11 protein-coding genes are annotated in these 11670 nt (G+C 35.0%); 8 read left to right on the top strand and 3 right to left on the bottom strand.

What is annotated here, in order from left to right:
* The first annotated feature begins 738 nt into the window (after positions 1–738).
* The 3 genes from FJV36_RS15545 to FJV36_RS15535 are packed head-to-tail and all read left to right on the top strand — an operon-like array spanning position 739 to position 2206.
* On the top strand, positions 739–1071 hold the full coding sequence (locus tag FJV36_RS15545) for a helix-turn-helix transcriptional regulator (protein ID WP_158730011.1): 333 nt from the start codon (positions 739–741) through the stop codon (positions 1069–1071).
* A 16-nt stretch (positions 1072–1087) separates the two neighbouring features.
* The gene (locus tag FJV36_RS15540) at positions 1088–1558 is read left to right on the top strand and encodes a DUF6428 family protein (RefSeq protein WP_158730010.1); all 471 of its coding nucleotides are present in this window, start codon (positions 1088–1090) and stop codon (positions 1556–1558) included.
* Positions 1559–1573: 15 nt separating this feature from the next.
* A complete protein-coding gene (locus FJV36_RS15535; RefSeq protein ID WP_199250926.1) occupies positions 1574–2206 on the top strand; it encodes a low molecular weight phosphatase family protein in 633 nt (210 codons plus the stop codon).
* A gap of 224 nt (positions 2207–2430) precedes the next feature.
* On the opposite strand, the gene FJV36_RS15530 is transcribed toward FJV36_RS15535, so the two are convergent.
* Together FJV36_RS15530 and rocD are read right to left on the bottom strand one after the other, a co-directional pair.
* On the bottom strand, positions 2431–3393 hold the full coding sequence (locus tag FJV36_RS15530; protein ID WP_158730009.1) for an arginase: 963 nt from the start codon (positions 3391–3393) through the stop codon (positions 2431–2433).
* Between the two features lie 11 nt (positions 3394–3404).
* Positions 3405–4688, bottom strand: a complete 1284-nt coding sequence (rocD, locus tag FJV36_RS15525; protein WP_158730008.1) for an ornithine--oxo-acid transaminase — start codon at positions 4686–4688, stop codon at positions 3405–3407.
* Between the two features lie 232 nt (positions 4689–4920).
* Here rocD and FJV36_RS15520 point away from each other — a divergent pair, with 232 nt between their 5' ends.
* From FJV36_RS15520 to FJV36_RS15500, 5 genes are all read left to right on the top strand, one after another.
* Positions 4921–5373, top strand: a complete 453-nt coding sequence (locus FJV36_RS15520) for an Lrp/AsnC family transcriptional regulator (protein WP_158730007.1) — start codon at positions 4921–4923, stop codon at positions 5371–5373.
* Positions 5374–5385: 12 nt separating this feature from the next.
* Positions 5386–7584, top strand: coding sequence for a penicillin acylase family protein (locus FJV36_RS15515; RefSeq protein WP_158730006.1), 2199 nt, complete (start codon positions 5386–5388; stop codon positions 7582–7584).
* Between the two features lie 114 nt (positions 7585–7698).
* The gene (locus tag FJV36_RS15510) at positions 7699–8469 is read left to right on the top strand and encodes a dienelactone hydrolase family protein (protein ID WP_158730005.1); all 771 of its coding nucleotides are present in this window, start codon (positions 7699–7701) and stop codon (positions 8467–8469) included.
* 101 nt (positions 8470–8570) lie between these two features.
* Positions 8571–9614 (top strand): DUF3667 domain-containing protein, encoded by a 1044-nt coding sequence (locus FJV36_RS15505; protein ID WP_158730004.1) that lies wholly within the window; start codon positions 8571–8573, stop codon positions 9612–9614.
* 6 nt (positions 9615–9620) lie between these two features.
* Complete coding sequence (locus FJV36_RS15500) at positions 9621–10634, top strand: M28 family metallopeptidase (protein ID WP_158730003.1); 1014 nt, start codon at positions 9621–9623, stop codon at positions 10632–10634.
* A gap of 283 nt (positions 10635–10917) precedes the next feature.
* Here the strand turns inward: FJV36_RS15500 and FJV36_RS15495 are convergent.
* Positions 10918–11670: transposase (locus tag FJV36_RS15495; RefSeq protein ID WP_158981249.1), on the bottom strand; the 753-nt coding region annotated here is incomplete at its 5' end.

Genomic DNA, 11670 nt, shown 5'->3' with positions numbered 1-11670 from the left:
AAGAACGTCTGCGTCATTGCGGGTGCAAAACTACAACCTTTATTCCCTTTTACAAGCTTTTTATTCGCCTTTTTTTGATCTTTTCTTAACTTTTAAACTAAAGCACTGATTAAACGACTCTTAAAACTTAAACTTTTTTAAGTTCTTTTGAATTAAGATAGTTTTATAGTGAAATCATGCCTTGGAGGGTATTTGATACCAATCTATATATAAGGTGTACTGGTTTTTCTAGTGTTGCAATTACAACATTGTACTCTAATATATATAGGTAGTGTTCTTTTTGCTACTATAACATCATATACTATTATATATAGACATTACTATTTACTACAGTAACAATTATAAAATCATATACCATTATACATAGATACTACACGTTACTACGGGTAACAACATTAACATCATACACCAATATATTTAGCTACTACCTTTACTATAGTAACGATTAGAACATTATATATAGGTAGTTTTTATACTGATCAAAGAAAAACGTCTTCTACATTCATAAACCGCGTTAGGGATAGCAGCGGAAAGCCCACAGGCTAGTTGAGTCTCAAACTCAACTAGCCGAGGACTTGCAGCGAAAAGCCCGACCCTTTTGCAATTCCTGAAGCTACTGCGGAAGGGATTACAAAAAGGGGAACGCCCTCAATAAAATTGGCTATTTGGAAATAAAACTAATGATTCTGAAGTTTCGTATTTATTATTATCGTAATATTGCAATATAAATATATAACCATGGGTATTACCAAGTCGGAACATTTTACAGACGAACAAAACGAATTTGCAACTTTGGCGAAAGCCTTGGGACATCCTGCGAGAATTGCTATTGTCCAACATCTTCTAAAAGTGAATAGCTGTATATGTGGTGTCATTGTAAATGAACTCCCTCTGGCCCAACCTACGGTTTCGCAACATTTAAAAGAACTCAAAAATGCTGGTCTTATAAAAGGTAACATTGAAGGAAATGCGATTTGCTATTGTCTCAATGAAGAGGGGTTTAATCCTATCAAAAGTTTTTTTGATCAGATCAATACCTATTTAGAAAATAAGAAAAATCAATGTTGTTAATTTAATTATTAGAAAAATGAAATTATCAGAAGTAAAAAATGAGTTAAGCACGTTAGAAAATGTTGCTTTTGTATTACCAAACGGCACTTATGTTCCAGAACATTTTCATGTAACCGAAGTAGGTTTGATTACTAAGAAATTTATTGACTGCGGCGGGAAACTTCGAAATGAAACCGTTGTTAACTTTCAATTATGGGATGCCAATGACTTTGATCACCGTTTAAAACCCAAAAAACTTTTAGATATCATCACCCTTTCGGAAAAAGTACTTGGAATCCAAGATTATGAAGTGGAAGTAGAATATCAAGCTGAAACTATAGGGAAATACGATATGGGTTTTAACGGCACTGCTTTTACATTATTGAACAAACAAACAGCTTGCTTAGCACAAGATCAATGTGGAATTCCTGAGAACAAACAAAAAGTAAAATTATCTGAGATTCAAAGTCAAACTAATAGCTGTTCTCCAGGCGGAGGTTGTTGCTAAATTTAAAACTGTAAAATGGAACCCATTAAAACCATCCTATTTCCAGAACTAGAAAAAGTAATAAGTGCTTTTGATTTCGAAAACATTTTGACTGATCGAAAAAGTGCTTTGCAGCCACTTATTGATTATATTCAGACAAAAGTTAGTAATCACCAAGAAATTAGGCTAAATTTTATTTGTACTCATAATTCCAGAAGAAGCCATTTATCACAGGTTTGGGCGCAAACTGCTGCGGCACATTTTAAGATACAAAATGTAGATTGCTATTCTGGTGGCACTGAAGCAACGGCTTTATTTCCGATGGTTGCCAAGACATTAGAAAAATCTGGTTTTGAAGTTAAAAAAATTGCAGATGGAAACAATCCTATTTATGCGATAAAATATGGGGAAAATGAACATCCAATCATTGGTTTTTCTAAAACTTATGATGCCGACTTTAATCCAATAAGCGAATTTGCAGCCATTATGACTTGTTCCCAAGCAGATGGCGACTGTCCTTTTATTGCTGGTGCTGAAAAACGAATTCCGATTACTTATAAAGATCCTAAAGCATTTGATCAAACACCACAACAAGAAGAAAAATATGAGGAACGTAGTTTACAAATTGCAACTGAATTGTTTTATGTTTTTTCAAGAATAAAATCGTAGTGTAACCTCTAGGAAAAGATTAATGTAATTTACGATTGAGTACTCACATATAATTTAGAAATTTTATTTTCGAAATAATTAAATTTGTCAAATAATTTAGAAAATAACAATTAAAAAGAAAGGCTTGACTTCAATACAATTTGAAATCAAGCCTTTTATATCATGTAGAAAAAACGATAAACATCTTATTTTAAAATAGATACTTTAAAATCTATTTTATTAAACTATAGATTTACGCTCATTAAATTTGGAGTAATTGCTTCTAAAACTTCAAAAGCAGTTTCGGCCATTTTATTTCCTTTGGTATCCAATAAAGGGTTGACCTCAACAAATTCAACGCAAACCACGTTCTTAGTTTGGATGATTTGATTTATGATTGCGATTATTTCGTACTGATCAAATCCTTTAGCAACTGGCGTACCTGTACCATAAGAAATCATATCACAATCCATAGAATCAACGTCAAAGGAAATATACAAAACCTCGCAATGAGCTACTTTTGCTAAAGCCTCAGTAACGCAAGTTTGCAAACCTCGATACCTGACTTCGTCAACTTTATAATTCTTGATTTTTAATTTCTCGATTTGCTTGTCCTCCTCTTCCTCAGTATCACGAACGCCAAAATAGATTAGATTTTCAGGTAAAACTTTTGGCCCTTGATGACCAATGTTTTTCATTTCCTCCCAGTCCTGATGTGTTTCGGGAGTTACTTCGTTATTTTGACAACTCAAATTATCATCTCCAAGTGCCGCTGACAAAGGCATTCCGTGAATATTTCCAGAAGGTGATGTATAAGGAGAATGTAGATCCGCATGCGCATCAATCCAAAAAACCCCTATATTTTGCTCTGGATAAGCCGCTTTTATTCCGCTTAATGTTCCTAAAGCTGACGAGTGATCTCCTGACAAAACAATTGGAAAGTAATTGTCTTCAATACTCTTTTTTACCACATTGTTTACTCTAATACACTGTTCTAAAACATGTTCAATTCGCTTAGCACTAGAGCTACGGTCTTTATCATATATAGTTTCATTGTGCGTTTTAACATCTTCAAACAGAAAGCGGTTGAAATAATCACTGTTTTGATTTATAGCAGCAATTTCTATAGCATCAATACCTAAATCAGACCCACGCGTTCCAGCACCTATATCAGATCTGTTCTTTATTAATTTTATTGTTTTTCCCATGGATCTGTATGTTATCTAAAATCATTTAATGCTCGTTCGATAATCGCTAAGCATTCGTGAATTTGTGTTTCTGTAATCACTAATGGTGGTGCAAAACGAATTTTATTTCCATGTGTTGGCTTAGCCAATAAACCATATTCACTAAACTTCATGCAAATATCCCAGGCAAGATCAGACTCCTCGTCACAATTTACAACAATAGCATTCAACAGTCCTTTTCCTCTCACTAAGGTAATAATAGGATTTCGTGCAGCAATTTCATTTAGTCCATTTCTTAAAACTTCACCAAGATAAGCCGCATTTTGCGCTAAATTTTCATCTTTTACAACTTCAAGCGCCGCAATAGCAACCGCGGCAGCAATAGGATTTCCTCCAAAAGTAGACCCGTGCTGTCCTGGTTGAATCACGTTCATAATGGCATCATTTGCCAAAACTGCCGAAACAGGATAAACCCCACCTGAAATTGCTTTTCCTAAAATCAATATATCTGGTTTTACTTCTGGCGTATTTTCGCAACCTTTTTTACAATCACAATTGCCGCACGTAGCTAATAATCTTCCTGTACGTGCTATTCCAGTTTGTACTTCATCAGCAATAAACAATACATTGTGTGCTGCACATAATGCTTTGGCTTTTGCCAAATACCCTTCACTAGGAACATAAACTCCAGCCTCACCTTGAATAGGCTCCACAAGAAATCCAGCAATTGTTGTTGTTGATTTCAAGACAGCTTCTAACGCATCAACATCATCGTAAGGAATTTTGATGAATCCAGCGGTAAAAGGTCCGAAGCTTTTACGTGCATTTTCATCATTAGAAAACGATACAATTGTAGTGGTACGACCATGAAAATTATTTTCGCAAACAATAATTTGTGCTTGATTTTCTGGAATTCCTTTTACTTCATAGGCCCATTTTCTACACAGTTTTACAGCTGTTTCAACCGCCTCGGCACCAGTATTCATGGGTAACACTTTATCAAAACCAAAATACTTTGTTACATATTCTTCAAAAGGACCTAATTGATCGTTATGAAAAGCACGTGAAGTCAACGTTAGTGTTTGAGCTTGTTTGACCATTGCTCCTACAATTTTTGGATGACAATGACCTTGATTCACCGCTGAATAAGCAGATAAAAAATCGTAATATTGTTTGCCATCAACATCCCAAACATGAACGCCTTCGCCTCTTTCTAAAACTACTGGTAAAGGATGGTAATTGTGTGCTCCATATTGATTTTCTTTAGCAATTAAAGATTCAGATTTTGATGAAAGTTTTTGTTCTGTATGTGCCATGATGTTAAGGATTTACATTTTAAGAGTACAAAACTAGCATTATTTTTTAATTTACCAACGAAATTAAAATTTTTGACTTTAAAAAAGCTACTAATTGTAAATATTTATTTAATTTAGACCAAAAATAAGTCATTTTTGAAGTACTAGAAATCAATTTTAAGCTTTTTTTGAAGTCAATAAAAAGAAGTACTTTTATACCAATACAACTGCATCAATTATAATTTTTAACAACATGGATATATTAGACGAGTTTGATATCAATATTATTAAAGAACTAGAAAAAGACGGACGTATGGCTTATTCTGCCATTGCTACTACTTTGAAAATATCAAATACAATGGTACATCAGCGCATTAATAGGCTGATTGATCACGGAATCATAACGGGGATAAAACCTATCATTAATGAAAAGAAAATTGGGTATGATTGGGGGTCCTTTACTGGTATTACCTTAAATAAGGACCAAGATTCAGATCGTATTATTGAAGAACTTAAAAAAATTCCCGAAATTACAGAATGCTACTATATTACTGGCTCTTTTACATTATACATTAAAATTATTGCAAAAGATCATGAGCACATGCGACGCGTACTCTATGAAAAAATCGATACAATACCTGGAATTGCCAAGACAGATTCTATAATTGAATTGGGTTGCGCATTCAAACGAAATGTAAGTCTTTAAAAATAAAAACAAATGAAGTATTTCAATATTTTCAGTACAGTTACGCTATGCTTTTTTGCTTCAAGTGTTCTTTTTGCTCAAAAAATGACTACGTCAGAACTAGCACGACTCCAAAAGCAATCGCAACAAGTAACTATCATTAGAGACAATTGGGGTATTGCGCACGTATATGGCAAGACTGATGCCGATGCCGTTTTTGGAATGTTGTATGCCCAATGCGAAGATGATTTTAAACGTGTAGAGATGAATTACATCGAAAAATTAGGGCGACTTTCCGAAGTAAAAGGACAAGAATTTCTATACAATGATCTAGAAATAAAATTACTCATAGACATTGATGAAGCAAAAGCTGACTATAAAAAAGCGGCACCTTGGTTACAAAAATTACTGAACAGTTATGCAGACGGGATCAACTACTACCTATACAAACACCCTGAAGTACAACCGGCTTTATTAACCCATTTTGAGCCGTGGTTTCCTTTACTTTGGACTGATGGGAGCATTGGAGCTATTAGCACTGCAGGACTTACTACAAGTGAACTTAAATCTTTTTACGGCTCTGCAGGTGACAAGATCGCGTACGTAGAACGTGAAATTAATGTGCAAACAGGATCCAACGGTTTTGCTATTGCACCCTCAAAAACAGCATCTGGAAATACCACTTTATACATTAATCCCCATACAACCTTTTACTTTAGACCCGAAATACAAATCAGTAGTAACGAAGGTTTGCAGGCCTATGGTGCGGTTACGTGGGGACAATTTTTTATTTACCAAGGGTTTAATGAAAATTGCGGTTGGATGCACACATCATCAAATGTGGATGTAGCCGATTTGTATGCTGAAAATATCGTGACCAAAAATAAGAAACTGTTTTATGAATACGACACCCAACTCCTACCCGTTGTCGAAAAAAAAATAACCATCAAGTACCTTGAAAACGGCAAATTAATTCCTAAAACATTTACCTCCTATTTCACTAATCACGGCCCAATCATGGCTAAAAGAGACGGAAAATGGATCAGCTTGAAATCATTCAATCGCTCTGTAAAAAGTTTAGAACAAAGTTGGATTCGAACTAAATCAAAAAACTTTGTTGACTATAAAAAAGCAATGGATATAAAAGCCAACACTTCGAACAATACGGTCTATGCCGACAAAGAAGGAAATATAGCTTACTGGCATGGTAATTTTGTCCCAATAAGAGATCCTAAATTGAATTGGTCAAAAGTTGTAGATGGAACAACAGCCGCAACGCAATGGAAAGGACTGCACGAGGTTTCAGAAATTGTACACTCTTACAATCCTGAAAACGGATGGTTGCAAAACTGCAACTCTACACCTTTTACTGTTGCTGGTAAAAACAGTCCTAATCCCGACAATTACCCACCTTACATGGCGCCTGATGGTGAAAATTTTAGAGGACTCAATGCAGTACGATTGTTAAACAAAGGAAATAAGTATACTTTAGACCGTGTAATTGCAGATGGTTATGACACTAAATTAACCGTATTCGAATTTTTGATTCCAGCATTGATTTCCAATTTTGAAAAGAACATCAAAACCAATACACCACTTTATGATGAACTCATTGCACCCATAACTGTTTTGAAAAATTGGGATTATTATGCTCATGAAAATTCAGTAGCAACAACACTTGCCGTAGAATGGGCTTATCAATTAGAACCAATAATTCAAAAAGTATATACTAACGAAGGCGAATTAGATCAGGTGCAAAATACTATTCAATTTTTGAAAAATGCACAACCAAATGATTTGCTACCGCCATTACAAAAGGTTCTTAATGAATTAAAAACTAAATTTGGTTCTTGGGAAATCCCTTGGGGACAGATCAATCGTTTTCAAAGAACCTCTGGCGCTATAGCATTAGAATATGATGATGAGCAAGAAAGTTTGCCTATTGGTTTCGGACCTGCAGTTTGGGGAAGCTTACCGGCATTCAAAAGTAGTTATCAAAAAAACACCCAGAAACGTTACGGTAGCAACGGCAATAGTTTTGTATGTGCGGTCGAATTTGGCACAAAAATCAAAGCAAAATCATTACTTGCAGGAGGAAATAGCGGCAATCCTACCTCCAAACATTTTTTTGATCAAGCCAAAAGATATCAAGAGGGACAATTCAAAGAGGTTTTGTTTTACAAAGAAGACGTATTGAAACATGCTGAAAAAACATATCATCCTGGGGAATAATCCTTGGATTAACTACTATAAGATTTTAAAATACAGACATAAGATAATAGGATATTAGATAAAGCAGACTAGCATAATTAAATCAGAAATTTGTACAACTTAATAAATTCTACTATGAAAAACATCTTTTTAGTCCTTATTGGCGTTCTACTATCTTCCACTGGCGCTCAGGCTCAATTAAAGCCCATAGCGTATGCTGATGGTACTCAAAAATTAAACGGCCTTGCGATTGCGCCTCAAAAAGCAACAAAAACAAAACCAGGGGTTTTAATCCTACCTGCTTGGAAAGGTATTGATACCCATGCCAAACAATCTGCTGAAAAATTATCAAAAATGGGGTATTATGCCTTTGTTGCTGATATTTACGGTGAAGGCAATTATCCTAAAAACACCGAAGAAGCAGGAAAACAAGCTGGCTTTTACAAAAACAATGTAGGCGATTATCAAAGACGCATTCAGTTAGCACTAGACCAATTAGTAACAGCAGGCGCAAATCCTGATAATATTGTTGTTATAGGGTACTGTTTTGGAGGAACTGGAGCTCTTGAAGCTGCTAGAGCTGGCATGAAATTTCAAGGTGTTGTTTCGTTTCACGGTGGCTTAGGTCGCGATGCTTCTAGGACCAGTACTCCTATCAAAACAAGAGTCCTTATATTGCATGGTGCTGATGATCCTTATGTTCCAGTTGCTGAAGTGGCTGCTTTTCAGCAAGAAATGAGAACTGCAAAAGCAGATTGGGAAATGATTTATTACGCTGATTCGGTGCACGCCTTTTCAGATCCACAAGCTGGTAATGACAATTCAAAAGGAGCTGCCTACAATGAGAAAGCAGATAAGCGTTCTTGGGAGCGAATGAACGTTTTCTTAAAAGACGTATTGAAATAATTTATAGAATAACCTGCTTAAAAAACAGTATAAGTTCGGTTTTTTTGTTAGTTTTATAGGCTAAAACACAACAACTACAACCAAATTTATATTGTTTTTTTATGTCTAAAAGTAAAATCCGAAAGGACAAAACCTGCCTTAATTGCAGATACGTGGTCGAAAATAAATTCTGTCCTAATTGTGGACAAGAGAATACTGATACCCGAAAAACGTTTCATCACCTTTTTATCCATTTTTTTGAGGATTTAACACATTATGAAAACGCTTTTTGGAAAACCATCAAAAACCTATTGTTTAAACCGGCATCCTTAACAAAAGAGTATTTATCAGGAAAACGATTGTCTTATTTAGCCCCTGTTAGGCTATACATTTTCATCAGTTTTATTACGTTTCTTCTAATAGCACTATTCCCAAATGTAGACTCCGATGTAGTTAAAATCAATGAAAAGGAACCAGCAAAAAATCCAATAACCTTTAGTTTTAAAAAACCGAAAAAAGCGACAGAAAAAATTTTGAATACCAATGATTTTTCAAAAGAAGAAAAAGATTCCATTAAAAACAATATTGATGTTGCTGACGAGGAATACTTTAGCTATAAGTCAGTTCGGGAATTAGATTCGATACAAAAACACGCACCGGAGTCCGAAAAATTATCCGATTTTAGTTATTGGGCCAACAGGAAAGTCCAAATTGTAATAGACAACAACCCGAAAGGAGACCTATTTAAAAAATTCACAGAATCATTCATCCATAATTTCTCAAAAGTCCTATTTGTATTCATGCCTATTTTTGCTTTTTCCCTATGGCTATTCCACAATAAGAAACGCTGGTATTACTTTGATCATGGTATTTTTACCTTACATTACTTTTCCTTTTTGTTATTACTCTTTTTGTTGCTGTTTCTGATTAATAAAGCATTTACTCCATTTTCAGAATCGAGTCTCGTTTCTTTTATACAAATAGTAATTAATTTTATTGGTATTGGATGGATGTTTTATTATTTCTATCCGGCGCACCGTCGTTTTTATGGGGAAACTCGCTTTATCTCCTTTATAAAATGCAGCCTGCTATTTTTTATTAATTTTATACTAGTCTCTATTATATTATCACTTTTTGCTCTTTATACATTTATCAATTTACATTAAATAATCATGAAAAAAATTCCTTTATTAGGTTTACTCATCGTCTTAACGACCAGCTGTACTTCACAAAAAATCAGCACCGTTGCAACTGAACCCACAAAATACATGAAAACAATAACTGCTGATGAATTAAAAACACACCTATACATTGTTGCTTCAGATGAAATGGAAGGACGTGAAACAGGATCAGCAGGCCAAAAAAAAGCAGGTACCTACCTAATTGATCAGTACAAAAAAAACAGCATTCCCTTTCCCACAGCCGCTACTGATTATTATCAAAAAGTTCCAGCTGCTTTCTTGAACGCGCAATACAATGAAAACCTACCAGACTCTGAAAACATTTGGGCCTACATTGAAGGTTCAGAGAAACCAAATGAAGTCTTGGTCATATCAGCCCATTACGATCACGTAGGCGCAAAAAACGGAGAAATTTACAATGGTGCCGATGATGATGGTTCTGGAACGGTAGCATTACTTGAAATTGCTCAAGCCTTTCAAAAAGCAAAAAAAGACGGCCACGGTCCTAAGCGCTCTATTATGTTTTTACACGTAACAGGCGAAGAACACGGCTTGCATGGATCAAGATACTACTCCGAAAATCCGCTTTTCCCTATTGCAAATACCATTGCCAACATCAATATAGACATGATTGGCCGTAGAGATAAGGATCACGCAGACAGCAATAATTATGTGTATGTTATAGGAGCAAACCGACTTTCGACAGATTTAGACAATATTTGCGCTGCCGCAAATACAAAATACACAAACCTAAATTTAGATTATAAATACAACGACCCTAAAGATCCTAATCATTTTTACGAGCGCTCTGACCATTATAATTTTGCGAAATTTGGAATCCCTTCCGTTTTCTTATTTAATGGAGTACATGCAGATTACCACCAACCTACAGATAGTCCTGACAAGATTGAATACGATGCGCTTACTAAAAGAGCTCAATACGGATTTGCAATAGCTTGGGAACTTGCAAATAGAGAAAACAGACCCGTAGTAGATAAAAAATAATAATCTCTAGAGCACAACCTTGCTTTCACTATCGTTACAGCAAGGTCGGGCTATCCGTTACAATCTCCCGAAAAAAAATCGGGAGGATTTTCAGAGGGCACTGAAAAACATCGCTTATTTTGATTAGCATCCTTTTTTAGATAATAAAAAACGCTTGTAACAGGATTTCAAACATCCGTTATAAGCGTTTTTTTTTTGCAACTGTTTTTTATTGTAGGTTATATGAGTTGGTTTTTGACTTATACAGGTTCATTTGGCAAAATGCATGTGTAGATTACATTTTCTACATTAATTTGAGTATTCTTTTTAAGTTGACTGTAAAAATTGCTATTGCACCTTGCATTTGCATATTGGTAATACCGTATGATATCGCTCTATCATAACCGTGTACATTTTTTAACTCGCTATTTTTGGCTTCTATCTTGTATCGATGTTTTGCTTTTTCTTTGTAATATTCTGTTTCTTGAAAAGCCATTTGGTCTTGATGTAATTCTGATTTTATGGATACCGAATACGTTTTTGTTTTGGCTCCATCTTTGTAACAGCCTTCTTTTAAAGGGCAAGTCTTGCATTTTTCGACATCAAAATAGTAAGTGTCTACTTGATTTTTCCCAACATCTTTGGCTCCTTGACGTGCTTTTCGTATTGCCAAATGTCCTGCTGGACAAACAAACCTATCGGCATCTTTATTGTAATCAAATTTATCTTCGTCTTTTCTAAATCCTTGTGTTATCGATGGATTTAGTCTTGCTACTACTTTAATGTTTTGTTCACTTGTGATTTTAAGGTTTTCTTTTCCAGAATAAGCCGCATCACCAATAATGGTCTCTACATCAATTCCGTTTTCTTGACTAATCTCTAAAAGTTTAGGTAATTCTGGCCCATCACCTTTTTCTCCAGATGTAACTACAGCTGCAGTAATGATGCGCTCTTCGGTCATAGCCAAATGAGTCTTATAGCCAAAGAAGGAACTCTCGGCAGATTTATGACCTATTTTTGCATCGGTATCTTTTGATAGTGTTAAATTTTCTTGAGT

Source organism: Flavobacterium sp. I-STPP5a (genome assembly GCF_009764685.1).
Classification (GTDB): domain Bacteria; phylum Bacteroidota; class Bacteroidia; order Flavobacteriales; family Flavobacteriaceae; genus Flavobacterium.
The sequence above is the reverse complement of the archived record's forward strand: the minus strand, read 5'-3'. Positions and strand labels throughout refer to the sequence as shown.

Bases quoted from the DNA above. Each gene is read 5' to 3' on its own strand.
- rocD (WP_158730008.1), bottom strand. From the start codon at position 4,688: ATGGCACATACAGAACAAAAACTTTCATCAAAATCTGAATCTTTAATT.
- FJV36_RS15510 (WP_158730005.1), top strand. From the start codon at position 7,699: ATGAAAAACATCTTTTTAGTCCTTATTGGCGTTCTACTATCTTCCACT.
- FJV36_RS15520 (WP_158730007.1), top strand. From the start codon at position 4,921: ATGGATATATTAGACGAGTTTGATATCAATATTATTAAAGAACTAGAA.
- FJV36_RS15500 (WP_158730003.1), top strand. From the start codon at position 9,621: ATGAAAAAAATTCCTTTATTAGGTTTACTCATCGTCTTAACGACCAGC.
- FJV36_RS15505 (WP_158730004.1), top strand. From the start codon at position 8,571: ATGTCTAAAAGTAAAATCCGAAAGGACAAAACCTGCCTTAATTGCAGA.
- FJV36_RS15540 (WP_158730010.1), top strand. From the start codon at position 1,088: ATGAAATTATCAGAAGTAAAAAATGAGTTAAGCACGTTAGAAAATGTT.
- FJV36_RS15545 (WP_158730011.1), top strand. From the start codon at position 739: ATGGGTATTACCAAGTCGGAACATTTTACAGACGAACAAAACGAATTT.
- FJV36_RS15515 (WP_158730006.1), top strand. From the start codon at position 5,386: ATGAAGTATTTCAATATTTTCAGTACAGTTACGCTATGCTTTTTTGCT.
- FJV36_RS15530 (WP_158730009.1), bottom strand. From the start codon at position 3,393: ATGGGAAAAACAATAAAATTAATAAAGAACAGATCTGATATAGGTGCT.
- FJV36_RS15535 (WP_199250926.1), top strand. From the start codon at position 1,574: ATGGAACCCATTAAAACCATCCTATTTCCAGAACTAGAAAAAGTAATA.